A 26,729-nucleotide genomic window follows, 5' to 3' on the forward strand; every position below is an offset into this window, starting at 1 on the left:
TGTCAGTGGCGGCCTCTACGGTTTTTCCATGACGCGATCTTTGCAGGCCGTGACCTATCGCCGACCCTCCGCGCTGGAGTCGTCGGCGGGTGCGCGGCGCCTCGGGCTCGAGACTTCGCAGGGGGCGACTCCTTCGGGTGTCACCGACCATCCGCGCTTCTTCGCGGGCTTCCTGACCTCGCCTCAGGCCGCCTCGGCGGCGCTGCTCGCGGTGGCCGACGTGGCGGGTGCGCGGTACTACCAGCGCCAACTGGCCGCCTCGCTCGACCCGGTGGTGACGGCGGGCGGTGACCGGCTGCGCTTCGAGTCCTTCTCCGGCTGCGGCGGGGTGTACGCGCGACTGGACGTCCTCGGCCCCGGTCTCGACGGCGGCGAGGTGGGACACGGCACGACCAACGTCGACGTCAACAACCCCCTGCGCGAGGCCCTGTCGCGGATCGGCTCGGACGATCCGCTCCATCTCCGGGTCGGCCCCGAGGAGTTGGCCGTGACCACGCTGGACGGCCCGGTGCTGGAGAAGAAGGTGCCGCTGCCGGACCGCTGGCTGCGCGGCTTCGCGGAGGCCCAGGTCATAGCGGCCGGCTTCGACCTGAAGGCCGAGCTGCCCGCGGCGGAGGCGGTCCGCTTCCTGCGCTCGCTCCCGAAGGCCGGCGCGCGCGGCGCCACGAGCGGCCCCCGCTGGGTCGTACCGGCGGGCCGCGGCCTGCGCCCCACCACCCGTCCCGTCCCGGGCGCGGTGTGCCTGCCGGGCCCGGAGCGGCTGATCGCCCTCCAGCGGGTCCTGCGCCACGCGACGGCCCTGCGGATCTACGGCCCCTCCGTCATCGGTGCCGCCGCCACGGCCAGTGCGTGGGAAGCCGTCCTTCCGGGGATGCGGCTCACCCTGACTCTGTCGCCGGACGCGTCGCGCGGCTTCTCCGGCGAGGGCGGGGTCCTGGACGCGCTCGCGGCCGACGAGGCCGGTGAGGACGCCGAGTTGATCTCCGTGCTGCTGGCCTGGGAACCCCGCATCGACGTCGCCGACCTGGCCGCCGCCTCGGGGCTCACCTCCGAGCGGGTCCACGCCGCGCTGATCCGGCTGGGCACTTCCGGGCGCGTCGGGTACGACACGGCGGAAGCGGCCTACTTCCACCGTGAACTGCCGTACGAGGCGCAGCGCGTGGAGCGTCACAATCCGCGGCTGGGCTCGGCCCTCGCGCTGGTGTCTGCGGGCGCGGTGCGTCTGGAGGGTGCGATCGGCACGGTGACGGCCGAGGACGGTCATGTGCACCGGGTGCGTGACGAGGCGGGGGTGCTGAGTTGCAGCTGCGTGTGGTGGGCGAAGTACCGGGGCGGGCGCGGGCCGTGCAAGCACGCGCTGGCGGTGCGGATGGTGCGGCGAGGTGCCGCGGTTGAGCGGGACATGGTGCGGGTCGACGGGGGTGTGCGATGAGTGCGCTGATGGAAGCGGTGCGGGCGGGGCGGACCGCCGAGGTGGTGGGGTTGCTCGACGGGCTGACGGATGCCGAACGCCGGGCGTTCCTGCCGGAGTTGAAGGCCCTCCGCAAGGAGTTGCGCAACGCGCCGTGGGGGCATCCGTCACACCATGTCTATCCGGCGCTGCACGCGGCCGGTGCCGCCTGTGAGACGGGGGCGGCTGCGGCGGCAAGCTGGATCGCCGCCAGCGACATGCGCTGGTCGCAGTCCTCGGCGGCACTGCTGATCCACATCCTGGGCGACCGCGATGCCTCCTGGCTGGCCGATGTGACACACCGCCTCGCCGGGCGTCCGGCCTCCGCCGGCGTGTCGTACGAGCTGATGGCCGGTCTGGTCCGGCTCTCCGGTTGTCCGGTGCCGACGACGGAGACCTATGTGCAGACCTGGGTGTCGCACACCGGTCAGCTGTGGCAGCTCGGGGACACCCTGTTCGAGCGACTGCGCAAGGACCCTCACCTCACGGAACTGATGGCCGCGCTGTTCGAGACGAACGACGTCGCCGGCCCCATGGAGTGGTCCTCAAGGGAGAGCGTGGACGGTTGGGTCGACGCGATCGCCCGGCTCACCGTCGAGGGCGCCCTGGACCGGAAGCGGACGGTGGACGCCTGTGTGGCCCGGCTGCTGCGGGGCGGGTCGACGCTCGATCACCGGGCGTTCCTGCGCGTGCTGAAGGGGCTCGCCCTCACTCGCGAGGAGGAGCGGGAACACACCGCCGACTGGCTGGCGCTGGCCTCGGACGCGGTGCCCACCGTGGCTTCGCACGCCCAGGGGGTGCTCGGCTCCCTCGCTCTGGACGGGGAGTTGGCGCCGCGCCGGCTGGCGGAGATGTCCGAGGCGGTGCTGTTCAGGTCCGAGAAGAAGCTCGTCCGGGCGCAACTCGTGCTGCTGGGAAAGGTGCTGGCACGGGATGCGTCGGCCGCCGCCGAGGTGCTGCCCGCCCTCGCGTTCGCCTTCGGGCACACGGACACGGAGGTGCAGGAACGGGCGCTGAAACTGGTCGAGCGGCACCTCAAGAAGGTCGACTCACCCGAGGTACGGGCCGAACTCGCCGCGGCGGCCGACCAGTTGGTCCCCTCCCTGCGCTCACGCGCGGTCGAGACGCTGGGGGCGGCGCCGGTGACAGCTGCTGCGGCGGTTCACGAGGAAGTGCTTCCGCCTCCCCCGGTGACAGCCCGCCTCGCGCCGGCACCCGAGTCGGCGGTCGAACTCGCCGAGGAAGTGGGGGCGTTGCTGGCGTCCAACGGCTCCAACGGCTCCAACGGCGATGTGCCGACGTTCGAGCGCGTGCTGGACGGGCTCGTCCGTCATGCCTACCAGGACCGGGACGCTCTGTTGGAGGCGTTGGGGCCGGTGTTCGCGCGCCGCTGGTGGGACAGTCCCGATACAGAGAGCGTCCGTGCGGACAACCACTTCAGCAGGAAACACAACGGACTCAACGGCGTGGCGGAGAGTCTCGACCTCCTGCTGGCCACCCTTCGGAACAGGGTGCACACCGCCACGCTCCACGACGCCGTCCAGCACGACGGTTCCCGGTCCCGGGTGTGCGGACACAGCCCTCTGTCCCGGGCCTTCGAGGCACGCGTCTGGGAGGTGGCGTACCGCATCCGCGCGGAGCCGCTGCCGTTCCTGCTGTCGACCCCCAGCTGGAGCACCGGCCTGCTGGAGCCGAACGAGCTGGTGGCCAGGCTCGACTCCTGTCGGGGCCTGGGCGTGCGGGTCTCGGCGGCGGACTTCGCGCAGGCGCTGCTGCGGGTGCGTCGCGGGGACCGGGCGACGGCAGTGGCAGCGGCCGAGCGCGCGGCGGAGCTCGGTACGGCGGAGGGCGTCCGGCTCGCCCGATGGCTGTCGTCCGGGGGGCCAGTGCTGCCTACGAGCAGACGACGCTCCGCCGGGGCCCGCGTCGAGCTCGAATTCGGTGAACTCCTCTCGCTGCAGGCCGACTTCCCGGCGGGCTTCCGGCAGCTGGGGCGGCCGACGACGGTCTACGGCGAGCGCTGGTACTGCTACCACTGGAACCGGGACATGCAGCAGCACTGGCTCGCGATACTTCCCGAGCTGCGCGAGCTGGTGGCGGTGCGGATAGTGCGGGAGGTGTCCGCCGCGGCCGTGGACGACGCCCGGGGCGCTGCCGCCGTACTTCCACTGCTGGCCGAGTCCGACGGCGTGGCCGGTGAGGCGACGCACCTGTGTCTGGCGTACGGGCTCGGCGCCCGGCACCCCGAGGACCGGCTCGCCGCGGTGGACGCGTTGCTGGTGCTCGCGGCACGGGGGCAACTGGACGGGGCCCGACTGGGCACGGATCTCGGGCAGTTGGTGCGGAGCGGGGCGGTGAAGCCCTCGCGGCTCGCCGAGTCGATGCGGACGGGGGCCGCCACCGGGGCGAACACGAGCATATGGGGGATCCTCCGGCACACCCTTGCCGCGCTGCTCGCCGATCTCGACTGGGGCGTCAAGCCCGCGCCGGCGCGAGGGCTCGGGGACCTGCTGGCCGTGGCCGCCGAGTGCGCGGAGCGGTCCGGGGCTGGGGGCGAGCTTCCCCATCTGGCGCAAACGGCGGACCGGACCGGCTCGTCCCGACTGGTCATGCAGGCACGTCGGCTGCGCAGTGCGCTGGTGGCGGGGGTGGCCGCATGACGTAGGACGCCGGCGCTGACCTTCAGAGCAGCACATTCGTAAAAAGAACTGCAAAAGGTACAGAACCACGCTTTTACCGGTCGGTCACAGAGCGTTCGTGATCACGCAACACCCTTCCTTCACAGTGGTTGCATGAGTCGAGACATGTCTGATGTGACGCGTGCCAGGCACGGGCGTCCGGTGCACCACTGGCGGCGCGACCTGGTGGAGCTGGCGGCGCTGTTCACGGCGGTCGCGGTGGCGGACGTCGTGGCGAATCTGGTGGGGCACGGGCCCGAGGGCCCGGTACTGCTGGCGATCTCCGCGCTGGCGCTGATCGCCACGGCGGGGTTCCACACATGGTGGTCACGCCGCCACGGTCATGCGCCTCCCACGGGCGATACCGGTGCCCGGTCGGCCGCGCGGGTGCGGCAGGCCGGGCCCTCCGAATCGGAGGAGTCCCCGAGCGAGTCCGAGTCGGAGTCCCGGCAGTCGTCCGTGGCGCCCGACGGCGTCGCCGAGCCGGCCACGCTGTGGCGCATGCGGACCACGGTGCGGGACGCGCCCGGGTCGCTGGCCGCGCTGTGCACGGCGCTGGCCGGACGGCAGGTCGACATCCTGAGCCTGCAGACGCATCCGCTGGCCGAGGGCACGGTGGACGAGTTCCTGCTGCGGGCGCCGGGCGAGGTCGCGGCCTCCGAGATCACCCGGGTGGTGGCGGCGGCCGGTGGTTCGAGCACCTGGATCGAGCGGGCCGACGCCCACGATCTGGTGGACGCACCGACCCGGGTTCTGGGCCTGGCCACCCGCACGGCCCTGGACGCGGCGGAACTGCCGCTGGCGCTGCGGCAGTTGCTGGGCCGGTGCACCATCCGTTCACTGCCCGCGGCCACTTCGGCCAAGGGACGCGAGCTTGAATCGGTGCCGACGGAGGGGGCGTTGGAGGACACGGTGATGCGCCTGCGGGCGCCGGAAGGCGGAGTGATCACAGTGGAGCGGCCGTATCTGCCGTTCACGCCCACAGAGTTCGCCCGGGCGCGGGCCCTGGTGGAGCTGGACGCCCGGCTCGGTCCGCGCATCCCGCGCAGCCAGGACGTGCTGACCCTGCCCGAAGGCAACGCGATCACCGTGCGGCGCGCGGACACCGGCGACCTGGAGGCGGCGCGGGAGATGCACGAGCGCTGCTCCGCGCGCACGCTCGGCATGCGGTACCACGGGCCGGTCGGTGACGCCGACCGCTACCTCAACCACCTGCTCTCCCCGCGCTTCGGGCGGACGCTCGCCGTGCAGACGGCCTCGGGACGGATCGTCGGACTCGGTCACCTCCTGTGGGACGGGGACGAGACGGAGGTCGCGCTGCTCGTCGAGGACGACTGGCAACGGCGCGGGATCGGGAGCGAGTTGCTGGGACGGCTGGTGGGGATGGCCGTCGAGGCCGGGTGCGAGAGCGTGTATGCCGTGACACAGGCGTCCAACACGGGGATGGTCGCGGCGATGCGGGGGCTTGAGCTGCCGCTCGACTATCAGATCGAGGAGGGGACCTTGGTGGTCACGGCTCGGCTGGATACCGCTGTGGCTTCTGTGGACGTTACCGAGTTCGGGAGGGCCGAAGCGCCGTAGCAGTCGCGGTTGAGTTGGCGGGTGCGGGTGCGTTGTGGCTGGTCGCGCAGTTGCCCGCGCCGCTCGGGACGGGCGCAAGCGCCCTGTCCAAATCCGACCACAGGTCCTCGACGTCTTCCAGGCCCACCGACAGCCTCAGCAGTCGGTCGCTCACCCCGGCACTCCTGCGGTCTTTCTCACCCACCACCCGATGGCTGATCGACGCCGGGTGCTGGATCAGGCTGTCCACGCTGCCGAGGCTCACCGCCGGGGTGATGAGTCGGACGGCCGCGATGATCTCGTGGGGGTCGCCATGCGCCTCGAAGGCGATCATCGCGCCGCCGATGCGCGGGTAGTGGACGTGGGCCACGCGCGGGTCGGCGGAGAGGCGGCGGGCGAGTTCGGCGGCGGTCGCGGAAGCGGCCCGTACCCGGATCGGCAGGGTCGCAAGACCGCGCAGCAGCAGATAGCCGGCCAGCGGATGCAGTACCCCGCCGGTCGCGAAGCGGATCTGGCGCAGTCGCCCGGCGAACTCCTCGTCGCAGGCCACCACACCCGCCATCACGTCGCCGTGCCCGCCGAGGTACTTGGTGGCGCTGTGCAGGACGAGGCGCGCGCCGTGTTCGGCGGGGCGTTGCAGGACGGGGGTGGCGAAGGTGTTGTCGGCGAGGAGGGGCACCGAGCCGCAGGAGTGGGCGACGGCGCGCAGGTCGAGTTCGGCGAGGGTCGGGTTGGCCGGTGACTCGACGACGACCAGCCCGGTGTCGGGGCGCAGCGCGTCGACGATGCCCGCCGGGTCGGTCCAGGTCACCTCGGAGCCGAGCAGCCCGGCGGTGAGCAGGTGGTCGCTGCAGCCGTAGAGGGGTCGTACCGCCACGACATGGCGCAGCCCCGTCGAGGCGCGCGCCAGCAGGACGGCGGTCAGGGCCGCCATGCCGCTGGCGAAGGCGACCGCGCTGTCGGTGCCTTCGAGGCGGGCGAGGGCGGTTTCGAAGCGGGCGACGGTCGGGTTGCCGAGGCGGCCGTAGACGGGCGGACCGTCGGGTTCGGCGCCGGTGGTGGCGAAGGCGTCGATGCGGGCGGCCTCGCCACGGCTGTCGTACGACGGGTAGGTGGTCGACAGGTCGATGGGCGGGGCGTGCAGGCCTTGCCGGGCGAGGTCGTCACGGCCGGCGTGCACGGCTTCGGTGTCCAGGGCCCGGCGGGCCGGGGAGGGATGCAGGCTCGTTGTGTCCATGGGGAGAAGGGTGAACATCGGGCGGGTCTGCATGCCAGATCTCCGTGCTACGTTCGATGAATGACAGACTCTGTCGTACTGGATCCGGTGGATCTTCATCTGCTGCGGTTGCTGCAGAACGACGCCCGGGCGACGTATCGCGAGCTCGCGGCGCAGATCGGGGTCGCGCCCTCGACGTGTCTGGACCGGGTGGCGCGGTTGCGCCGGGCCGGCGTGATCCTCGGGCATCAACTGCGGCTCGATCCGGCGAAGTTGGGGCGCGGTCTGGAGGCGCTGCTGTCGGTGCAGGTCAGGCCGCACCGGCGGGAGTTGGTAGGGCCGTTCGTGGAGCGGGTCCGGGCGTTGCCGGAGTCGCGGACCGTGTTCCATCTGACCGGGCCCGACGACTATCTCGTGCATGTGGCGGTCGCCGACATGGCGGATCTGCAGCGTCTGGTCCTGGACGAGTTCACGTCACAGCGGGAAGTGGCGCGTGTGGAGACCCGGTTGATCTTCCAGCAGTGGGACTGCGGGCCCTTGCTGCCCCTTGCCACGCCCGTAGCTGAATCGGGGTGACGGGGAGAAGTCCCAGGTACGAGGATGGTCCCCATGTCGCAGACCCCTACTCCGCTGCCCCGGCAGGTCGCCGACACCTACGTCGACGATCTCATCGCCCTCAACCCGGTCATCGGTACGTATCTCGGCGTGAAGGAGAGTTCGAGCAGGCTGCCCGATCTCTCCCCCGCAGGTCAGGAACGACTCGCGGAGCTTCAGCGGGCGACCCTCGCGAAGCTCGACGAGGCAGAGCGCCGACCCGGCGCGGACAGTGGTGTGGAGCGCCGGTGCGCGCGCCTGCTGCGCGAGCGGCTGACCGCCGCACTCGGCGTGCACGACACCGACGAGGGTCTGCGCGAGGTGGGCAACATGCACACCCCCGCGCACTCGGTGCGTGACGTGTTCACGGTGACCCCGGCGCAGACCGAGGAGGACTGGGCGGCGATCGCCGAGCGGCTGCGCGCGGTGCCCGGCGCGCTGGCCGGCTACCGCGAGTCCCTCCAACTGGGCCTGGACCGCAAGCTGTTCGCGGGCCCGCGCCCGACGGCCACGTTCATCGGCCAGCTCACCGAGTGGTCGGACCCGGGCGGCGAGGGACGCGGCTGGTACGAGGACTTCGCCTCGGCCGGACCCGAGTCCCTGCACGCCGAGCTGGACGAGGCCGCCCGCGGGGCGACCGCGGCCCTGGTGCAACTGCGGGACTGGCTGCGGGACGTGTACGCACCGGCGATCGAGGGCGCGCCGAACACGGTGGGCCGCGAGCGGTACGCACGCTGGGCGCGCTACTACAACGGTACGGAGCTGGACCTCGACGAGGCGTACGCGTACGGCTGGTCCGAGTACCACCGGCTGCTCGCGGAGATGAAGCGGGAGGCCGAGAAGATCCTGCCCGGCGCCGAGACCCCCTGGGTGGCGCTCGCGCATCTCGACGAGCACGGGCGGCACATCGAGGGTGTCGACGAGGTCCGTGACTGGCTCCAGGGTGTGATGGACCGGGCGATCGAGGAGCTGGACGGCACCCACTTCGAACTGGCCGAGCGGGTACGGCGGGTGGAGTCGCGGATCGCGCCCCCGGGCAGTGCGGCGGCGCCGTACTACACGTCCCCTTCGCAGGACTTCTCGCGGCCGGGCCGCACCTGGCTGCCGACCATGGGACAGACGCGGTTCCCGGTCTACGACCTCGTCTCGACCTGGTACCACGAGGGCGTTCCCGGCCATCACCTCCAGCTCGCCCAGTGGGCGCATGTCGCCGAGGACCTGTCCCGCTACCAGGCGTCCGTCGGAATGGTCAGCGCCAACGCCGAGGGCTGGGCGCTGTACGCGGAGCAACTGATGGACGAGCTGGGCTACTTGACCGACGCGGAGGAGCGACTCGGCTTCCTGGACGGGCAGATGATGCGAGCCACCCGGATCATCGTCGACATCGGCATGCATCTGGAGCTGGAGATCCCGGCGGACTCGCCGTTCCACCCCGGTGAGCGGTGGACGCCGGAGTTGGCGCAGGAGTTCTTCGGGTCGCACAGCAGCCGTCCGGCGGACTTCGTGGAGAGCGAGCTGACCCGCTATCTCACGATCCCGGGCCAGGCCATCGGCTACAAACTCGGCCAGCGGGCCTGGCTGTTGGGCCGGGACAACGCGCGGCAGCGGCACGGCGACGACTTCGACCTGAAGGCCTGGCACATGGCCGCGCTGTCGCAAGGTTCGCTCGGCCTTGACGACCTGGTGGACGAGTTGTCGCAGCTCTGACGCCAGCACCTGGGGCCGAAGTCCCTTCAACCCCAGGTCAGTTGGGAAGTCGTCGTAGCTGCACAAGGCCCAGCCAGGTCTCCGGACCCGGCTGGGCTCGGCCCGCGCGGACGGCGTACCGTCCCGGTTCCAGGTCGACCTTCAGGTGCTCGGTGCCCTCGGAGTCCCGCCCGGGCCACGCCGAGTCGAAGAGCACCAGCGGTCCGGGAACGTCCCACCGCACCTCGTTCTCCCAGGTCGCGGTGGCGAGCGCAGCGGGCACGCCGGCCAGTACCTCGTCCTCGGAGTCCGCGGCACACCACCGTACGAAGGTGCCGTGCTCCGGCAGGAAGGACGTCGAGGCGGGTTCGTCCCCCAGGACCAGGGCCGCGCTGTCCCCCACCGGCAGCAGGCCGACGCAGCCGCCGACCTCGCACGCCCGGTCGTAGTCCGAGGCCAGTTCGTCGCCGTCCGCTCCCGTCCAGAACGGCAGTACCGTCTCCGGTACCGCGATGAGCGGCCCGCCGCCCGATTCCACCCACTGCACCGCCGTGTCCGGCTCCGCGTATCGCGCCATGGGCAGAACCTAACGCACAGCGAGCCCACATGTTCGTGGTTCGAGCCGCCGCGCGCGCCGCCAACTCGCCTGCGGGTACGGCCCGTTCGCGTGCGGGCCCCGGCTTCAGCAGCCGCAGTCGTCCGCGCCGACCGGCGCCGTCAGCGGGTCGGCCGGGCGTCGCTCCCGCCCCTGCCAGGTCTCGAACTCGAAGCCCTCGCGCACCCAGTACTCGAAGCCGCCGAGCATCTCCCTTACCTGGTGACCGAGTTCGGCGAGGGCGAGGGCCGCACGGGTGGCGCCGTTGCAGCCGGGGCCCCAGCAGTACGTCACCACCGGCACGGACCTGCCGAGGAGCCGCCCGGCCTCTTCGGGGATGAGCGCGGTGGGGAGGTGAACCGCTCCGGGGATGTGGCCCTGGTCCCAGGACTCGGTGGAGCGTGAGTCCACGAGGACGAAAGCGGGGTCACCGGAAGCGAGCGCGGCGGCGACATCGGAGACGTCGGTGTGGAAGGCGAGGCTCGCGCGGAAGTGGGCGGCGGCCGCCGCGGGGGTGGTGCTGCTCATGGATGACCGGCCTTTCACCGAGGTGTCCTGACACCCGGAAATCTACGGTCGGCGACCGGGCACCTGAAGTGACGATTCCCGGCGTCCTCCTTGATCTGCCGGGGATTCCCCTGCTATTTCTCAGGAATGACCGCGTATTCCCCGGACGCCACCGACTGGCGCATCCTCGACGTCCTCCAGCGGGAGGGCCGGGCCGGTTTCGCCGAGCTGGCCCGTGCCGTGTCCATGTCCGCGAGCGCTGTCACGGAGCGGGTGCGGCGGCTGGAGGAGGCGGGGGTGATCCAGGGGTACACGGCGGTCGTGGACCCGGAGCGGCTCGGCCTGCCGATCCTGGCGTTCGTGCGGCTGCGCTATCCGAACGGCAACTACAAGCCGTTCCACGACCTGGTCGCGCTGACGCCGGAGATCCTGGAGGCGCATCACATCACGGGCGACGACTGCTTCATGATCAAGGTCGCGGCCCGCTCGATGCGCCATCTGGAGGAGGTGTCGGGGCGGATCGGCGCACTGGGCTCGGTCACCACCAGCGTCGTCTACTCCTCACCGCTCCCCCGCCGCCCACTGGGTCGCCGACCTTACTGACCCCGCTGGCGTACGGCCGACCCGGCCCGCCCCTTCACGACCTCCAGCTGCGCATGGATGCGCCGCCGCAGGTCGGCGACATGGCTGACGATGCCGACGCTGCGGTCCCGTTCGCGCAGCGAGTCGAGGACGTCGAGGACCTCGTCGAGGGTCTGTTCGTCGAGGCTGCCGAAGCCCTCGTCGATGAAGAGGGTGTCGAGCCGGACCCCGCCGGCCTCGTCGGTGACGACGTCCGCAAGTCCGAGCGCGAGGGCGAGCGAGGCGAAGAACGTCTCACCGCCGGACAGCGTCGCCGTGTCCCGCTCCCGCCCGGTCCACGCGTCGACGACATGCAGCCCGAGTCCGCTGCGGCCGCGCCCGGCCCGGTCGTCGGAGTGGACGAGGGTGTAGCGGCCGGACGACATGCGCCGCAGCCGTACGGTCGCGGCGGCGGCGACCTGTTCCAGGCGGGCGGCGAGGACGTACGACTCCAGCCGCATCCGGCGTTCGTTGTCCGCCGAGGTGCCTGCGGTGAGGGCGGCGAGGCGGGCCACCCGGTCGTACTCCTCGCGCAGCGGCGCGAGTTGACGTGCCCCGGCCGCCGACCGGGTGGAGAGCCGGTCGAGTTCGGTGCAGCGCCGGGCCGCCGCGTCGCGCGCGGAGGCCGCGTCCCGGGTCCGCCGCTCGGCCGCGCTCGCGGCCCGCTCCGCCGCGTCCGGGTCGGCGGGCGGCTGCTGGGCGGCTGCGGCGGTGTCGGCCTCCGCGAGGACCGCCCGTACGGCGGCCTCCTCGGACTGCCAGGCGTCCAGGCGCCGTTGGAGTTCGCGATGGGCACTGTCGTCGAGGAGGGCGTCGGCAGCCGCCCGCGGGGTCTCGAACCCGGCGCGGAAGGCGGCGTCGGCGAGCCGCGCGTCGGCGTCCTTGAGGCGCTGCGCGGTGTCCTCGGCGACCCGTGCGGTGTCGGCGGCGTCGGTGAGCAGCGCGGCCTGCCGCTCCAGCTGGGCGGCGCGCGCCGCGACACTGTCGGCAGTGCCGCGCGTCTGCGCCAACTCCTCTTCCAGCAGGGCGCGTTCGCGGTCGAGGGTGTCGCGGAGGGTCGCACGGGAGGCGGCTCTGAGGGCGGCCTGCTGCTGGATGCCGGTCCGCCGGTCGTGCTCCTGCTCGGCCTGCCGCAGTTCCTCGGTCGCGGGGTGCAGCCAGGACGCGTCCCGGCGCGCCTGCTCGTACAACCGCTCCAACTCCGCCACTTCGTCGGCGAGTTGACCGGTCGGCGTGTCCCCCGCCTCCGCCGTGGCGGCGGCGAGCGCTTCCCGTACGACGCCGAGGCGGCGCTCCGCCTCGGTGCGCTGTTCCTCGGCGCGCTGGTGAGCGGTGAGGGCCTGTTCCTCGGCCGCGCGGTCGACGTGTTCCGCGGACTTGCGGGCGGGCGCGGGGTGTTCGGAAGCACCGCAGACCGCGCAGGGTTCGCCGTCGGTGAGGTGGGCGGCGAGTTCGGCGGCGATGCCGTTCAGCCGCTGTTCCTTGAGGTCGAGCCAGTGGGCGCGGGTCTCGACGGCGCGTTCGGCGCGGGCGAGGACCTGTCGCTGGGCGTCCTCGGTGTCAGCGGCGAACTGGTCCCGCTGCCGGGCCGCCCGGAGCCGGCGCTCGGCGGGCTCGCGGCGCGCTGCGAGCTGTTCGGCCCGGTTGGCTGCTTCCTGGGCCGACTCGATCCGCGTCCGCAGCTCCGCGCGGTTCGTGTCCCACCCGGCGAGCCAGGCCTCGGCCTCCTGGCGTACATCCTCGTCGGCGCGCTCCTGCCGGTCCAACTCGGCCCGTTCCACGCCGAGTTCGGCAAGTCGCTGTTCGGCGCGGCGGGCCGACTCCAGGCCGCCCAGCTCCTCGGCGGCCCGGCGGGCGGCGGCGGTGAGCCCGGCCGCTCCGGCGTCCGCGAAGGTCTCCGGCAACAGGTCGCGCGCGCGTGCCTCGGCCCGGGCGGCTTCCCGGTGCTCGGCGTCGGCGGCCTCCCGCAGCTCCAGCGCCGGCGCCACGGCCTCCGCCTTGCGCGCCCGCTCCATCCGCGCCTGCGCCTGTCGATAACCGTCGGCGCGTTCCTCCAGGAGCGCGGCCCGCTCCCGCGCCTGCGCGAACCGCTGTTGCAGGCGCGCCAGTTCACGTACATCGGCAAGCTCCCGCTCGGCGGCGGCCCGGGCGGACTCGGCGGCGGCCAGGCGGCTGTGCGCGATGGTCAGCTGTTCGCGGGCCGTACTGCGGGCGACCGCCGCCGCGCCCAACACCTCGGCGGCGAGGCCGGGTTCGCCGGGTGCGAGGTCCGGCAGCTCCATGGCGTCCCCGGCGGCCTGCTGCATGCGGTGTGCGTCGGCCAGCAACTCTGCGTCGCCCTGGCGGACTTGGGCCTCGGTGGTGCGCCGACGCTCGGCGAGCCGCTTCTCGACCTCGGCGAAGCGGTGGGTGTCGAAGAGCCGGCCGAGCAGCTTGCCGCGCGCCTCGGCGTCGGAGCGCAGGAACCGCGCGAACTCACCCTGGGGCAGCAGCACGACCTGGCAGAACTGCTCCCGGCTCATCCCGAGCAGCTGCGTGATCTCCTCGCCGATCTCCTGGTGCGAGCGGGTGAGGTCCTTCCAGTCGCCGGCCGTCGCGTCGTACTCGCGCAGCCAGCTCTGTGCCTTGTCCAGTGTGCTGCCGGTGCCGCGCTTCTTGGGGCGGGCCCAGGGCGGCTGCCGGGTGAGTTCCAACCGCCGCCCGGCGACGGTCAGTTCGAGCCGGACCTCGGTGCGGGTGGCGGGCGCCGCGTGGTCGCTGCGCAGGGTGAGCCCCTGGCCGCTCTGGCGGACGCCGGGCACCGAGCCGTAGAGCGCGTAGCACACGGCGTCGAGGACGGAGGTCTTGCCGGCGCCGGTCGGGCCGTGCAGGAGGAAGAGGCCGGCGGAGGACAGTTCGTCGAAGTCGACGGTCTGTGAGCCGCCGAAGGGCCCGAAGGCGGTGAGGTCGAGCCGGTGCAGCCTCATCGCACACCCTCTCCTGCCGAGGACCGCGCGTTCACGGCGTCACCTCCCGCACCACCGCGTCCGCGCGCACCGCGTCGAACGCCTCCTGGAGCACGGTCTGTTCGTCCTCGTCGGGTCCGGCGCCGCGCACATGGGCCACGAAGTCGTCGGCGATCTCCTGGTCGCTGCGGCCCGCGAGGCGCCTGGCGTACGACACGTCGGGGTCGTCCGGGGACCGCTCGGGGTCGAAGACCAGGCTGAGGGTGTGCGGGAAGCGCTCGATGAGCCGGGCCATGGGGTCGGCCGGGCGCACCGGGTCGGTGAGCGTCGCCTCGACCCAGGCCTCCTCGTGCCGGGCGAGCTCCGGATCGTCGAGCAGGTCCTCCAGCATGCCCCGGATCCGGGCCAGTTCACGCGGCACCGGGCAGTCGACGCGCTCGGCGGCGACGGTCCCGTCGGCGTCCAGGTCGACGAGCCACATGCTTTTGCGGTGGTCGGCCTCGGAGAAGGAGTACGGCAGCGGTGAGCCCGAGTAGCGCACACGTCCGGTGATGGTCTGGGAGCCGTGCAGATGCCCGAGCGCCACGTAGTCGACGCCGTCGAAGACACCGGCCGGTACGGCGGCGACCCCGCCGACGGTGATGTCCCGCTCGCTGCCGCTGGCCTCGCCGCCGGTGACGAAGGCGTGCGCGAGGACCACGGACCGGGTGCCGGGCCGGCGGCCGGCGAGATCGGCGCGGACGCGGTCCATGGCGGCGGCCAGCACCGCTTCGTGCCCGGGTTTCTCCACCCCGAACTCGCCCTTCACCAGGGCGGGTTCGAGATACGGCAGGCCGTAGAGGGCCACGTCGCCGAACGCGTCCGAAATCACCACGGGCGTCCCGCAGGCCGACGGCACGGTGCGCAGATGGATGCCCGCGCGGTCGATGAGTCCCGCACCGACGCCGAGGCGGCGGGCCGAGTCGTGGTTCCCGGAGATCATCACCGTGGGCACGCCGAGGTCGGCGAGCCGGTGCAGGGTGTCGTCGAAGAGCTCGACGGCGGCCAGCGGCGGTACGGCACGGTCGTACACGTCTCCCGACACGACCACGGCGTCCACGGCGCGCTCGCGCACGGTGGTGACGAGGTGGCTCACGAAGTCGGCCTGGGCGCCGAGCATGTTCACGCGGTGGAAGGCCCGGCCCAGGTGCCAGTCGGAAGTGTGCAGAATTCTCATGAAACCGATCCGACCTGCACGTTTCCCCTTGTGACGCCCCTGGACCCAGCACCGACCAGCATGGGCACGCCGGTCGGCACCCACCACGCTAACGCCTGTCGGCACCTGATTTCCCACAGGCCTCGCACCGCGGCCCGGCACCGGGCGGCGGACCGTCAGGAATGCCCGCCACCTCACAGTTGGACATATCGCAAAAATTCACCCTCCGGGGAGGCGGGCCTGCGTGGCGGGACCGAAGAGCCACTTGCTCAGCACCGGCAGCACGTCGCGGACATCACCGCTGTCGACAACGGCGTGCGCCCGGGCACGAGCCCCGGGATCCGCGTTGAAGGCGATGGCGCAGCCGACTTCGTCGAAGAGCGGGAGGTCGGACTTGCTGTCGCCCACTGCCGCGCACCGGTCCAACGACAGGCCGTGGCGCATCGCCACGCGATGAGCGAAGTCTCGCTTGACGTACTCGTCGTACGAGTCCAGGGCCCGTCCGGCGAACACACCGTCCCGCGTCTCCAGGCGCGTACCGCACGAGTCCGCGAACCCGAATGTCGTGCGCAGGTAGGAACCCACCGGATCCCAGGCGAGGGTCGCGAGAACGGGGACCACGTCATGGTTCCGGCACCAGTGGACGACCTCGGCGATGCCCTGCACCAGGGGCAGGTCCGACAGCCACTGGCGGACCTGCGTCTCGCTGGTCCCCGCCCAGCCACGTGCGTCCAGTTCCTCGACGTACCGCGCGCCGACGAGCCCCGCGTCCCAGGCCGCCTCGGCCTCGGCCACCTGGTCGCCGTGCCCGAGCCGCTCGGCCAGGAAGTAGGCCGAGGAGATTCCTGGGACCAGAGTGCCGTCGACGTCGAAGAAGGCGACCGCCCGAGGAGCTCTCCGCTCGTCCCGCAATCTGCTCATGCTCGCTCCTCACAGTCCGGGACGGCTGGTACCGATGTGCTGGGCGCGGGTGTTGTCCGCCCCACGGTAGTGGGAACGGCGCAGGCCCTGGCACGTGGTGGTGCGAGGTGGCCCGTTGCCCGCGCGCCATTGTCGACGGCCCGCGCGCACGCATGGCTGAGCTTGGCGTTCCACGTGTATCCCCTACCGCGTTCCGGTCTCCCCGCGTCTCGATTACCCCGCTCCGCATGGCATTGATGCATGCCACACTCACTCCATGCCAGGTCCCATCCAGTCGCTGTCCCGAGGCGCCGCGCTGTTACGGCTGCTGGCCACGGGTGAGGGACGGCTCGGTCTCTCCGAGGCCGCTGCCTCGCTCGGTCTGCCGAAGGGCACGGTGTACGGCATCCTTCGCACACTGCGCCATGAGGGCCTCGTCGAGCAGGATCCGGTGTCCGGCAAGTACGGGCTGGGCGCCGAGTTGGCGCGGCTGGGCGGCAGGTATCTCCAGACCCACGAGTTGCGGGCCCATGCCCTGGCGTGGGCCGACGACCTGGCCCGGGGTACCGGTGAGGCGGTGCACGTCGGCGTGCCGCACCGGTCGGGGGTGCTGATCGTCCATCACGTCTTCCGCCCCGACAACACACCGCAGGTCCTGGAGACCGGCACGGTCGTGCCCCTCGGGGGAACGGCGCTGGGCGCGGTCCTGGGCGCGTACGCGTCCGAGCCGCAGGAGCCGCCCCCGGGTTCGGCGGCTTTCGGCGACAGCCCGGCGGCCGTCAGGGACCGCGGCTGGGCCTGCGTCCCCGGACCGGCCCGGGACGGCACGGCGTCGATCGCCGTACCGATCCGCGACCGGCGGAGGGCCGCCGTCGCGGCGGTGAGCGTCACGGGGTCCGCCGACCGGGTCTGCGCGGACGGCCCGGTGCGCGCCTCCCTGGTCTCCGCCGCGCGGACCTGCGCGCGCTCGATCTCCCGCAGCCTCGGCGACACGGATCGTCCCTGAGGCGGCCGGGTCCCCACAGGAAACTCTCAACTCCCCTGTCCCACAAGGGAGCTGCGCTAATCTCACGTCACACGCACCACCCGAGAGACACAGGGTTCCCATGCCAGTCGAGTACCGCGGTCGGTCCGAAACGATGGCCTATGCGGCGGCGGGGATGGAACCGCCGCCCGTGGTCCCGTTGCGGAAGAGCGATCCCCGGCAGGCGGGCCCGTACCGCTTGCTGTCGGTACTGGGCAGCGGCGGGATGGGCCGGGTCTATCTCGGCCGCGACGCCACCGGCGGCACCGGCCCGGCCGCCGTGAAGGTGATCCGTCCCGAGTACGCGGAGGACCCGCAGTTCCGCAGGCGCTTCGAGCGCGAGGTCGGCGCCCTGGACAGCATCCAAGGGGCGCACATCGTACGGCTGTTGGGCAGCGGCTGCGACGAGGACCTGGTGTGGGTCGCCACCGAGTACATACCCGGGCCCACCCTGGACCAGTTGATCGACGCGCGGGGGCCGGTCGACGCGGCGGCGGCCTGGCGGCTGATGGGTGACCTGGGACGGGCGATCGAGGCGATCTGGCGCGCGGGGCTGGTGCACCGCGACCTCAAGCCGTCCAACGTCGTCCTGGGTGCCGACGGCGCCCGCGTCATCGACTTCGGGGTCGTCCAGGCCACCGACGGCACCTCGATCACCGCCACGGGCCAGAACGTGGGCACCCCCGCCTACATGTCCCCGGAGCAGGTCCGCGGCCAGGAGGTGACCGCCGCCTCGGACGTCTTCTCGCTGGCCTCCATGCTCACCTACGCCGTCGCCGGGGAGACGCCGTTCGGTGAGGGCACGGGCGTCGACGTGCTGCACCGGGTTGCGTTCGACCCGCCCCGGGAGGAAACCCTCGACAAGGTGGCGGCCGTCGACGCGGACCTGGCCGCGTTCATCCGCGCCTGCCTGGACAAGGACCCCGAGCAACGGCCGTTGCCCGAAGCCGTGTTCAGGACGGCCATCGGGCATCAGCTGTCCGGGCCGGTCGGCGCCCCGCCACGGGCGGCTCCCCGGCGCGAGGCGTCCCCCGGGCTTGCGCTCTCCCCCGCCGTCCGTCCCGTCGCGACGCCACCGGAGCCGTCGGCCGAGCCCGGCAAGCCCCAAGTCACGCCCGGGAGACGGGGGTTCGCGCCCGGGAGACGCGGAAAGCCGATAGTGGGTGCCGTAGCCGCGGCAGCCGTCCTGGTCGCCGGCAGCATCACCGCGACGCTGCTGCTGCACCACGACAGCGGGACGTCGGCCGGTGCCGGGCCGGAGGCGGCGACGGCCGTACCGGAGAACTCGCCCTCGGCGCCGAGCAGTTCACCGACCGCGGACACGACCCTGCCGGGGACGGACAACGGGGCGTCGCAGAGTCCGACGAGGGCGCCGGCCACCCACGATCCCGCGACCCTCGACATCCGGATCGCCTCGTGCGTCGCCGAAATCGCGTCGCACTCCCACGGCGACTGCGTCAAGGCCCTCCAACTCCTCCTCGCCGGCCACGGGTTGCACGTCACGGTCGACGGCGACTACGGGGAGGCGACCAGCGACGCGGTGAAGGCGTTCCAGACCGAGGCCGGAACCACCCCGAGCGGGACGGTCGACGCGCAGACCGCGAAGCTGCTGTACGGCACGGAGCGCGGACCGGTCAGGGCCGGTGCGGTGACCGTCACCGAGAGCGTGCACGCCGTCGATGTCGCCCGGTGTCTCGACGCCCGCGTTTCCGCGGTGCAGGTGTGGGGGTGCAACGGCACGGCGGCCCAGAAGTGGGCGCTGTACCGCGTGCCCGGCCACGCCTCCCAGTACCTCGTCGTCAATCAGGGCAACCACCACTGCCTGGACGCCGACGCCGACACGGTCGGCCGGAACCTCTCGAAGACCCGGGCCAGGAGCTGCGACGGGCTGAGCGCGCAACGCTGGCAACTGGGCAGCGCCGGAACGCTGGTCAGCGCCCCGGACGGCTTCTGTCTGGACGCGGAGGCCTCCGCGTCGGGACAGGACGGTCAGCCGGTGCAGACGTTCGGCTGCGCGGGCAGCGCCAACCAGGTCTGGAACTGGCACTCCTGACGGAGCGTCACAAAGGTCGGGCGTCCCCGTACGCCTCGCCGCCCAGTTCCAGCGCCGCCGTCCCCGCCGTGGCATCGGCGAGCCATGCCCTGAAGGCGTCCACATCGGCGTCCGGCAGACCGATCTCGATGGTCACCGCCTCGCCGTAGCGGACGTCCCGGACCTCGCGGCCGGTGGCGCGCAGGTCGTTCTGGATCTTGCCGGCCCGCTGGTGGTCGACGGTCACGGTGGCCAGCCGGAAGCGGCGGCGGGTGAGGGTGCCGAGGGCGTCGAGCGCCTCGCCGACCGAGCCGCCGTAGGCCCTGATGAGGCCGCCCGCGCCGAGCTTGACTCCGCCGTAGTAGCGGGTGACGACCGCGACGACGTAGCGCATGTCGCGGCGCAGCAGCATCTGGAGCATGGGGACGCCGGCCGTGCCGCCCGGTTCGCCGTCGTCGCTCGCCTTCTGGATCGCCGCGTCGGCGCCGATGACGTAGGCGAAGCAGTTGTGCGTGGCGTCGGTGTGCTCCTTGCGGACACGGGCGACGAAGTCCTGGGCCTCCTGCTCGGTGGCCGCCGGGGCGAGGGCGCACAGGAAGCGGGAGCGGTTGACCTCGGTCTCGTGCACGCCCGGGCGGGCCACTGTGCGGTACTCGTCCTGCATCCGGCCAGCCTAGTTCGCCGTCAACATGCCGAGGGCCGTCGCGTAGCCGACGACGCTGTCCTGCGGACCGTTCGCGAAACGCCTCGTCAAGCGCCGCACGGGCCACACGACGGCTCCGTCGGGGAGCCGGAGCCGGATGTCGATCTCGCCGCGCGGATCGTCGTCGTCCGCCTCCCAGCGCCCGCCAAGCGCGAGCCGGATGGTCTCGCCCACATAGCAGCCGAGGGCGAAGAGCCGGGCTCCCGGGTCGGTGGCGAGAAGCCCGCCCTCCACGGCGGTCCCCTTGTCGCTGTGTTCGCTCATGAAGCGCTCGATGTCGTGCAGGCCGGCAGGCGTGAAATCGGCGCGGTAGCCGGAACTGTCGAGAGCGCGGGCGATCCATTCCGCGCTGGTGCGCACATCGTCGAGGAGAGAGGTCATCAGGAGATCATCACGCAATTCCGCAACGGACCGTGGGTCGCCCCCGGTCCGGGTGCGGGTGACGATGTGGTGGATACTCGCTCCTCGTTGCCCGGGTACCGGGCACGGCCGTCCGATCACAGGGAGTTCTCGGCATGACCGGCGCGCAGGTGGACAGTACGGAGAGCACGGAGTCCGGTGGTTCCGGGTCCGCCGCCGACCGCTGCCGGGCCTGGCTCCTGGACGGGCTGAGCGAGCAGAGCGCCCGGCATCCGGGGCCGCACGCCACGCCGAACCCGGAGCACGAGGGGCACCGGTGGTGGCGGGTCATGTGTCTGACCGGCGTCGACTACTTCTCCACGCTGGGCTATCAGCCGGGTATCGCCGCGCTCGCGGCCGGACTGCTGTCGCCGATCGCGACGGTCGTGCTGATCGGACTGACGCTGCTCGGGGCGCTGCCGGTGTATCGGCGGGTGGCGCACGAGTCTCCGCACGGCGAGGGATCGATCGCCATGCTGGAACGGCTGCTGCCGTGGTGGTCGGGGAAGATCTTCGTCCTGGTGCTGCTGGGCTTCGCGGCGACGGACTTCATGATCACGGTCACCCTGTCGGCGGCGGACGCGGCGGCGCACGTCGTGGAGAACCCGTTCGCGCCGGGCTGGCTGCACGGCGAGAACACCTGGATCACGCTGGTGCTGGTCGGCTTGCTGGGCGCGGTCTTCCTCAAGGGATTCCGGGAGGCCATCGGGATCGCCGTGGTGCTGGTGGGCATCTACCTCACGCTCAACCTGGTGGTCCTCGCGGTGTCCGCCTGGGAGGTGCTGAGCCATCCGGTGAAGATCGGCGACTGGACGGACGCGATGACGGCCGCGCACTCCTCACCGCTCGCGATGGTCGGCGTCGCACTGCTCGTGTTCCCCAAACTCGCGCTCGGCATGTCCGGCTTCGAGACCGGCGTGGCGGTGATGCCTCAGGTCAAGGGCGACCCGACCGACACCTGGGCGAAGCCCACGGGCCGGATCCGGGAGACCCGCAAGCTGCTCACCACGGCCGCCGTGATCATGTCCGGTTTCCTGCTGCTGTCCAGCCTGGCGACGACCATCCTCATCCCGCAGAGCGCGTTCAAGACCGGCGGCCCGGCGAACGGACGCGCCCTCGCCTACCTCGCGCACGAGCACCTGGGCCAGGTCTTCGGCACGTTCTACGACATGTCGACGATCGCCATCCTGTGGTTCGCGGGCGCCTCCGCCCTCGCCGGGCTGCTGAACCTCGTCCCCCGCTATCTGCCGCGCTACGGCATGGCCCCGGAGTGGACGCGGGCGGTGCGTCCGCTGGTGCTCGTGTTCATGGTGGCGGCCGTCCTGATCACCCTGTGGTTCCACGCGAGCGTCGACGCGCAGAGCGGCGCGTACGCGACCGGTGTGCTGGTGCTGATGCTCTCGGCCGCCTTCGCCTCCACGGTCACCGTGCACAAGCGCGGCCACCGCAGGGCCACGCTCGGCTTCGGCACGATCACCGCCGTGTTCGCGTACACGCTCGTCGCGAACGTCATCGAACGGCCCGACGGCATCAAGATCGCCGGGATCTTCATCGTGCTGATCCTGACGACGTCGTTCGGCTCCCGCATCCACCGCGCCTTCGAACTCCGCGCCGCCGAGGTGACGTTCGACGGCACGGCGGCCCGGTTCATCGACGAGGCGGCCCGCTCCGGCCCCCTGCGGCTGATCGCCAACGAGCCGCAGGAGCACAGCAGTCGGGAGTACCGCGCCAAGGAGTACAGCCAGCGCGAGCACACCCATATCCCGGACGGCGGCCCGGTGCTGTTCGTGGAGGTCATCGTCCGCGACTCCTCGAACTTCACCGCCGACATCGCCGTGCACGGCGACAAGAAGTACGGGGTACGGCGGCTCCGGGTCGAGGGCCCCACGGTGCCCAACTCGATCGCCGCGGTCCTGCTGGCCCTGCGGGACCGCACCGGCGAGGTCCCGCACGCCTACTTCGACTGGACCGAGGGCAACCCGGTCAGTCATCTGATCCGTTTCCTGGTCTTCGGCGACGGCGAGGTCGCACCGGTCACCCGCGAGGTACTGCGCCGCGCGGAACCGGACCGGCACCGGCGGCCCCGCGTCCACGTCGGCTGACCGCCGTGCGAGTCCTTGTCGTCGGCGCCAGCGGCTTCCTGGGCACGGAACTCGTACGCCGGGCGAGCGCGGCGGGCTGGTCCACGGCGGCCACGTACTGCTCCTCCCGCCCCGGCGACGTGCCCGGCGTCTCGTGGCACCGGCTCGACCTCCGCGCGCCCGCCCCGCTCGACGACCTCCTGGCCGAGTCGGCCCCGGACGCGATCATCAACGCGACCAGCGGACAGAGCGACTGGGCGGTCACCGCCGACGGCTCGGTGCGCGTGGCGATGGCGGCGGCACGCCACGGCCGCCGCCTGGTCCATGTCTCCAGCGACGCCGTGTTCTCCGGTTCCCGGATCTGCTACGACGAGTCCTGCCCGCCCGACCCGGTCACCCCGTACGGCGCGGCGAAGGCCGCCGCCGAGACCGCCGTACGTCTCCTGACGCCGGCCGCCGCGATCGCGCGCACCTCGCTGATCATCGGAGACGGCGGCTCCGCGCACGAGCGCATGGTGCACGAACTGGCCGCCGGTGCCCGCGAAGGCGTCCTGTTCACCGATGTCGTACGCTGCCCGGTCCAGGTCGAGGACCTGGCCGCCGCCCTGCTGGAACTCGCCCGGTCCGACGGCTCGGGCATGTTCCACCTGGCCGGCCCGGACGCCCTGAGCCGACACGAACTGGGCGTGCTCATCGCCCGCCGCGACGGACTCGACGCGAGCCGGCTCCCCGCCGGGCGCGGAGAGGGCCAGTCCATGGCCCGCGACGTCCGCCTCGACTGCCGAGCCACACAGGCACGGCTGGGCACACGGCTGCGCGGAGCCCGGGAGTTCCTCCAACTCCCTTAGAACCGGCCCTACTTCTTTTTGCCCCTCGGCACGGTCAGGCCCGTCAGCAGGGCCGTGCCCGGGGCGAGGTCCCGCCAGGTGCGGCCGTGCCAGGCCAGGACCGCGATGGCCGAGGTCGGGAACTTCACCCGCACCTCGTCGAGCGCGTCGTCGAGACTGTCGCCGGCGAGTTCGAGGACCAGCTCCTCCAGGCCGGGGTTGTGCCCGATCAGGAGCAACGTCTCGACCTCGTGCGGCACTTGGTGAACGGCGTCGAGCAGGTCCGCCACGTCGGCCGCGTAGAGCCGCGGTTCGTACCGCACCGGCGGCGGAGTGCCCCACTCGGCCGAGGCCAACTCCCAGGTCTGGCGCGCCCGTACGGCCGTGGAGCACAGCGCGAGGTCCGGCAGGGAGTCCGCCTCGGCGAGCGCGATCCCGGCGGCCGGCGCGTCACGGAGACCGCGCGGGGCGAGCGGACGCCGATGGTCGGGAACGCCCGCGGGCCAGGCCGACTTGGCGTGCCGCAACACCACCAGACGGCGCAGCGGACGGGCCCCGGAACGGGCGTTCACGCCAACGACCCGATGTCACGGGTGAGTTCGAGCCCGAGCAGCCGGTCGGCGTAGGCGTACGTCTCGAAGCGGGCACCGTCCGGCAGATCGGGCCAGGTCTCCACGCGCCGCAACACCCCCAGCACAGCGGGCACGTTCAGGTCGTTCTCCCAGGCGCTCCGCAGCTCGGCCCGCACCTCGTCGGGCACCGGCCGCGAGGGTCGCCGCGCCCAGCCGGCGACCGACGTCCGCCAGTGCGCCAGGGTCTGCCGCGCCTCGTCCAGCCCGTCCGCGTCGAGCCGCACCGGCAGGTCCCGGGCCTGCGAGAGCAGGGCGAGCCGGAACGCACCCGGGTCGGAGAGGTCCGGGGCAGCGGCCGTGGGGGATTCCACAGGCGCTACGGCGACCAGGGCTCCCCCGGCCGTCGCGGTGCCCTCGGCCGACACATGGAGGACCTGGGCCTCGCCGAGTCCGGAGCCGAGGTCTCCGCCGTCCTCGAACGGGCGGATGCCCAACGCCCCTGCGGCGGAACGGAGTTCGGCCCGCTCATGGTCGCCGGTGAGCAGGGCCCACACGGGTGTGCCGCCGAGTTCGAGGGCGCGCACGAGGAGGTCGGCGACGAGGAGGACACGTAGTGCCGTGGGATCGAGGCCCGGCGCGTGCGCCTCGACCCTGGTCAGGCCACGGCGGGCGGGGGCGGCTTCGGTGGAATCGCCGGTTCGGGCGTCGATGATGCGCAGCACGGCCCGAGCGTAGGCGGGTGAAGGGCCCTACGCACGCATGTTCGCTCTGTTCCGGCCGGGGTCGCGGGGTTCACCCGATGTTGTCCGGCACATGGATCCGCACCCGGTCCAGGGTCGCGACGGCCGCCGTCTCGGCCAACACGTCGGCCACACACGGCAGAAAGGAACGCAGCCGTCGCTCCTCGTCCACGATGACCACCGCACAGGGCCCGTGCGCCCCGAGGTGCGGGCCCTTGCCGGGATGCCGGGCCCCGGGGTCCCCCGCGCCGAACCCCGTGACGCCATGGAAGACGCTCGCTCCGGCGAGGCCCTCGCGGTGGGCGCGGTGGACGAGTTCGGCGTAGGCCGGTCTGTGGTGCCAGAGCACGGCCGCGTCGAGATGGATGGTGAGACGTGCGGCGAGCGGGTCGGACGCGGGCATCGGGCACCCCCTGCCGTGGGGACTGTCCCGACGGTACTGCGCGGTACGGCGAGGGGGAACGCGGTCAGCGGGCGAGCAGGTCCCGCAGCGCCTTGGCCACGTCGGCGGGCGCCTCCTCCGCCATGAAGTGGCCGCAGGTCACGGTGGAGTGCCGCAGGTCCGGCGCCCAGGCACGCCACAGGGCCGCCGCGTCGAACCCGAGGGCGGCGCCCCAGTCCTGCTGGAGCACGGCGACCGGCATCCGCAGCTGGTTTCCGGCGTCCCGGTCGGCCTGGTCGTGGGCGAGATCGACGCCGGCGGAAGCGCGGTAGTCGGCGACGATCGAGGGGACCGCTGCGCGGCAGGCGTCCAGGTAGGCCGTGCGGACGTCGGCGGGGATCGCCTGCGGGTCGTCGGTCCAGAGGTCGAGGAAGTGGCCGAAGAACGCGTCGGGCGCGGCGGCGATCAACTCCTCGGGCAGGCCCGGGGGTTGGGCCATCAGGTAGAGGTGGAAGCCGACGGCGGCGGTGACGCCGTGCAGCACGTCCCACATGTCGAGGGTGGGGAGTACGTCGAGACAGGCCAGGTGCGTGATCCGGTCGGGGTGGTCGAGTCCGGCGCGGAAGGCGACGAGGGCGCCGCGGTCGTGGCCGACGAGCGCGAAGCGCTCGTGTCCCAGGGCGTGGGCGAGGGCCACGATGTCGTCGGCCATGGTGCGCTTGGCGTAGCCGCCGCCGGAGCCGTCGGTGTCGGCGGGCTTGTCGCTCGCGCCGTAGCCGCGCAGGTCGGGGCAGACGACGGTGTGGTCGGCCGCGAGGTCGGCGGCGACCCGGCGCCACATCAGGTGGGTCTGCGGGAAGCCGTGCAGCAGCACGACCGGGCTGCCCGAACCGGACACGGCCGCGTTCAGGGACACGCCGTCCGCGGCGGGAACGCGGTGGTAGGTGAAGCCCGGGATGGTCGGTGACATGGTGCGCCCTGCTTTCGTACGTGCGTGGGTGACGTCGGTGCTCTCAGTGCTGTCGGTGCCGTCTTCGAGCCTGCCGCGCGCCGATGAGCAACGGGTGAGCGCGCTACCGTGACCTGGGGTGATGCCCCGGAAAGGGTGGTCGGTGATGGAGGTCGCGTTCGGGGTGCTGGGGCCGGTGACGGCCTGGGACGGTGCCGGGGACGTGATCGCCCTGAGGGGGCCGCGACACCGGGCGGTGCTGGGCCGGCTGCTCGTGGCCCGGCGCCGGGTCGTCCCGGTCGGGCGGCTGGTCGAGGATCTGTGGGCGGGCCGGGAGGAGCCTCCGGCCGACGCGGTGGGCGCGGTGCGCACCTTCGTCGCCGCGCTGCGCCGGGCCCTGGAACCGGAGCGCCCGCCGCGTGCTCCGGCCCGGCTGCTGGTCACCGAGGGGCCGGGGTACGCGCTGCGGGCCGGGCCGGAGGCCGTGGACGCCTGGCGCTTCGAGCGGGCGGTGGCCGCCGTCGAGGCGCTGCCGGAGGAGCGGGCGCTGGCGCGGCTGGAGGATGCGCTCGGTTGGTGGCGGGGTCCGGCCTACGCGGACCGGCCGACCGGCTGGCCTCGGAGGCGGGCCGCAGCGTCCTCGCCCTGGTCGGCAACCGTGACGTCCCCGTCGGCGAGCTCCTCTTCGACCCCGAGCTGGTGATCCGCGCGAGCACGGCGGCACCGAAGGCCTGAACTCCCTTACTCGTCCGGACTATTGACCCAGAGGTCGGATCTATGGACACTCATTCGGAGATCCGACCGGCGTGAACTGACCGTAACTCCGTTTATTCATCGGGTGTTTGGCGACTCATGAATGCTCCGGAGAGGCTATGTCTCGGTCCAGGTTCGTGTTTCTGGGGGTGGCGCTCGCGCTGCTCGTGGGCGGCGGGGGTCCCGTCGCCGCGGCGTCGAGTGCGACGCCCGAGCCGGCGGTGGTGAGAGTCGGCGCGTACGGCGCCGATCCGACGGGTCGGACGGACTCGACGCCCGCCGTGGTCGGGGCGCTGCGACACGCCAAGAAGGTCGATCAC

22 protein-coding genes and 1 pseudogene are annotated in these 26,729 nt (G+C 72.5%); 11 read left to right on the plus strand and 12 right to left on the minus strand.

The window, feature by feature from the left end; all coding sequences use genetic code 11:
• Nucleotides 1–28 precede the first annotated feature (28 nt).
• The 3 genes from AB0I51_RS24440 (at nt 29) to AB0I51_RS24450 (ending at nt 5,709) form a co-directional block, all read left to right on the plus strand.
• The gene (locus AB0I51_RS24440; RefSeq protein WP_362978427.1) at nt 29–1,432 is read left to right on the plus strand and encodes an SWIM zinc finger family protein; all 1,404 of its coding nucleotides are present in this window, start codon (nt 29–31) and stop codon (nt 1,430–1,432) included.
• Nucleotides 1,429–4,110 carry a DUF6493 family protein gene (locus AB0I51_RS24445; protein ID WP_362978429.1) on the plus strand — a complete coding sequence of 894 codons (2,682 nt, stop codon included), beginning with the start codon at nt 1,429–1,431 and terminating at the stop codon, nt 4,108–4,110. The genes AB0I51_RS24440 and AB0I51_RS24445 overlap by 4 nt, the downstream gene beginning before the upstream one ends.
• Before the next feature lie 144 nt (nt 4,111–4,254).
• Nucleotides 4,255–5,709 carry a GNAT family N-acetyltransferase gene (locus AB0I51_RS24450; RefSeq protein ID WP_362978431.1) on the plus strand — a complete coding sequence of 485 codons (1,455 nt, stop codon included), beginning with the start codon at nt 4,255–4,257 and terminating at the stop codon, nt 5,707–5,709.
• Here the strand turns inward: AB0I51_RS24450 and AB0I51_RS24455 are convergent.
• A complete protein-coding gene (locus tag AB0I51_RS24455) occupies nt 5,678–6,943 on the minus strand; it encodes a PLP-dependent transferase (RefSeq protein ID WP_362978680.1) in 1,266 nt (421 codons plus the stop codon). The genes AB0I51_RS24450 and AB0I51_RS24455 overlap by 32 nt on opposite strands.
• 42 nt (nt 6,944–6,985) lie before the next feature.
• Between AB0I51_RS24455 and AB0I51_RS24460 the strand changes: the two genes are divergently transcribed.
• Together AB0I51_RS24460 and AB0I51_RS24465 are read left to right on the plus strand one after the other, a co-directional pair.
• A complete protein-coding gene (locus tag AB0I51_RS24460) occupies nt 6,986–7,480 on the plus strand; it encodes an Lrp/AsnC family transcriptional regulator (RefSeq protein WP_362978433.1) in 495 nt (164 codons plus the stop codon).
• A 33-nt stretch (nt 7,481–7,513) separates the two neighbouring features.
• Nucleotides 7,514–9,205 (plus strand): DUF885 domain-containing protein, encoded by a 1,692-nt coding sequence (locus AB0I51_RS24465; protein ID WP_362978435.1) that lies wholly within the window; start codon nt 7,514–7,516, stop codon nt 9,203–9,205.
• A 37-nt stretch (nt 9,206–9,242) separates the two neighbouring features.
• Here AB0I51_RS24465 and AB0I51_RS24470 read toward each other — a convergent pair whose 3' ends face one another.
• Both AB0I51_RS24470 and AB0I51_RS24475 read right to left on the minus strand, forming a co-directional pair.
• A complete protein-coding gene (locus tag AB0I51_RS24470) occupies nt 9,243–9,761 on the minus strand; it encodes an immunity 21 family protein (protein ID WP_362978437.1) in 519 nt (172 codons plus the stop codon).
• 105 nt (nt 9,762–9,866) lie between these two features.
• Nucleotides 9,867–10,307, minus strand: a complete 441-nt coding sequence (locus AB0I51_RS24475; protein ID WP_362978439.1) for a rhodanese-like domain-containing protein — start codon at nt 10,305–10,307, stop codon at nt 9,867–9,869.
• Between the two features lie 126 nt (nt 10,308–10,433).
• Here AB0I51_RS24475 and AB0I51_RS24480 point away from each other — a divergent pair, with 126 nt between their 5' ends.
• On the plus strand, nt 10,434–10,889 hold the full coding sequence (locus AB0I51_RS24480; protein WP_362978441.1) for an Lrp/AsnC family transcriptional regulator: 456 nt from the start codon (nt 10,434–10,436) through the stop codon (nt 10,887–10,889).
• On the opposite strand, the gene AB0I51_RS24485 is transcribed toward AB0I51_RS24480, so the two are convergent.
• From AB0I51_RS24485 to AB0I51_RS24495, 3 genes are all read right to left on the minus strand, one after another.
• Complete coding sequence (locus tag AB0I51_RS24485) at nt 10,883–13,873, minus strand: SMC family ATPase (protein WP_362978443.1); 2,991 nt, start codon at nt 13,871–13,873, stop codon at nt 10,883–10,885. The two genes, AB0I51_RS24480 and AB0I51_RS24485, sit on opposite strands and share 7 nt — an antisense overlap.
• A 31-nt stretch (nt 13,874–13,904) precedes the next feature.
• Entirely contained in the window at nt 13,905–15,068 is a 1,164-nt protein-coding gene (locus AB0I51_RS24490) for an exonuclease SbcCD subunit D (RefSeq protein WP_362978445.1), read from the minus strand.
• 198 nt (nt 15,069–15,266) lie between these two features.
• Nucleotides 15,267–15,968, minus strand: coding sequence for a haloacid dehalogenase-like hydrolase (locus tag AB0I51_RS24495; protein WP_362978447.1), 702 nt, complete (start codon nt 15,966–15,968; stop codon nt 15,267–15,269).
• A 256-nt stretch (nt 15,969–16,224) separates the two neighbouring features.
• Here AB0I51_RS24495 and AB0I51_RS24500 point away from each other — a divergent pair, with 256 nt between their 5' ends.
• On the plus strand, nt 16,225–16,953 hold the full coding sequence (locus AB0I51_RS24500) for an IclR family transcriptional regulator (RefSeq protein ID WP_362978449.1): 729 nt from the start codon (nt 16,225–16,227) through the stop codon (nt 16,951–16,953).
• Between the two features lie 169 nt (nt 16,954–17,122).
• Nucleotides 17,123–19,024, plus strand: a complete 1,902-nt coding sequence (locus AB0I51_RS24505; protein WP_362978451.1) for a protein kinase — start codon at nt 17,123–17,125, stop codon at nt 19,022–19,024.
• A 7-nt stretch (nt 19,025–19,031) separates the two neighbouring features.
• Here AB0I51_RS24505 and AB0I51_RS24510 read toward each other — a convergent pair whose 3' ends face one another.
• Together AB0I51_RS24510 and AB0I51_RS24515 are read right to left on the minus strand one after the other, a co-directional pair.
• Nucleotides 19,032–19,667, minus strand: coding sequence for a YigZ family protein (locus tag AB0I51_RS24510; RefSeq protein WP_362978453.1), 636 nt, complete (start codon nt 19,665–19,667; stop codon nt 19,032–19,034).
• A gap of 9 nt (nt 19,668–19,676) precedes the next feature.
• Nucleotides 19,677–20,087, minus strand: a complete 411-nt coding sequence (locus AB0I51_RS24515; protein ID WP_362978455.1) for a hypothetical protein — start codon at nt 20,085–20,087, stop codon at nt 19,677–19,679.
• A gap of 134 nt (nt 20,088–20,221) precedes the next feature.
• Between AB0I51_RS24515 and AB0I51_RS24520 the strand changes: the two genes are divergently transcribed.
• Nucleotides 20,222–22,207 (plus strand): amino acid transporter, encoded by a 1,986-nt coding sequence (locus AB0I51_RS24520; protein ID WP_362978457.1) that lies wholly within the window; start codon nt 20,222–20,224, stop codon nt 22,205–22,207.
• A gap of 5 nt (nt 22,208–22,212) precedes the next feature.
• Nucleotides 22,213–23,034, plus strand: a complete 822-nt coding sequence (locus AB0I51_RS24525; protein WP_362978459.1) for a sugar nucleotide-binding protein — start codon at nt 22,213–22,215, stop codon at nt 23,032–23,034.
• Between the two features lie 8 nt (nt 23,035–23,042).
• Here AB0I51_RS24525 and AB0I51_RS24530 read toward each other — a convergent pair whose 3' ends face one another.
• From AB0I51_RS24530 to AB0I51_RS24545, 4 genes are all read right to left on the minus strand, one after another.
• On the minus strand, nt 23,043–23,585 hold the full coding sequence (locus AB0I51_RS24530; protein WP_362978461.1) for a histidine phosphatase family protein: 543 nt from the start codon (nt 23,583–23,585) through the stop codon (nt 23,043–23,045).
• Nucleotides 23,582–24,307, minus strand: coding sequence for a hypothetical protein (locus AB0I51_RS24535; RefSeq protein ID WP_362978463.1), 726 nt, complete (start codon nt 24,305–24,307; stop codon nt 23,582–23,584). The genes AB0I51_RS24530 and AB0I51_RS24535 overlap by 4 nt, the downstream gene beginning before the upstream one ends.
• Nucleotides 24,308–24,377: 70 nt before the next feature.
• Nucleotides 24,378–24,728, minus strand: a complete 351-nt coding sequence (locus AB0I51_RS24540; protein ID WP_362978465.1) for a DUF190 domain-containing protein — start codon at nt 24,726–24,728, stop codon at nt 24,378–24,380.
• A gap of 64 nt (nt 24,729–24,792) precedes the next feature.
• A complete protein-coding gene (locus AB0I51_RS24545) occupies nt 24,793–25,677 on the minus strand; it encodes an alpha/beta hydrolase (protein WP_362978467.1) in 885 nt (294 codons plus the stop codon).
• Nucleotides 25,678–25,822: 145 nt separating this feature from the next.
• Here AB0I51_RS24545 and AB0I51_RS24550 point away from each other — a divergent pair.
• Nucleotides 25,823–26,257: pseudogene (locus tag AB0I51_RS24550) on the plus strand (winged helix-turn-helix domain-containing protein); the annotation flags it as partial.
• Nucleotides 26,258–26,729 lie beyond the last annotated feature (472 nt).

The organism is Streptomyces sp. NPDC050549 (genome assembly GCF_040655035.1).
Taxonomy (GTDB): domain Bacteria; phylum Actinomycetota; class Actinomycetes; order Streptomycetales; family Streptomycetaceae; genus Streptomyces.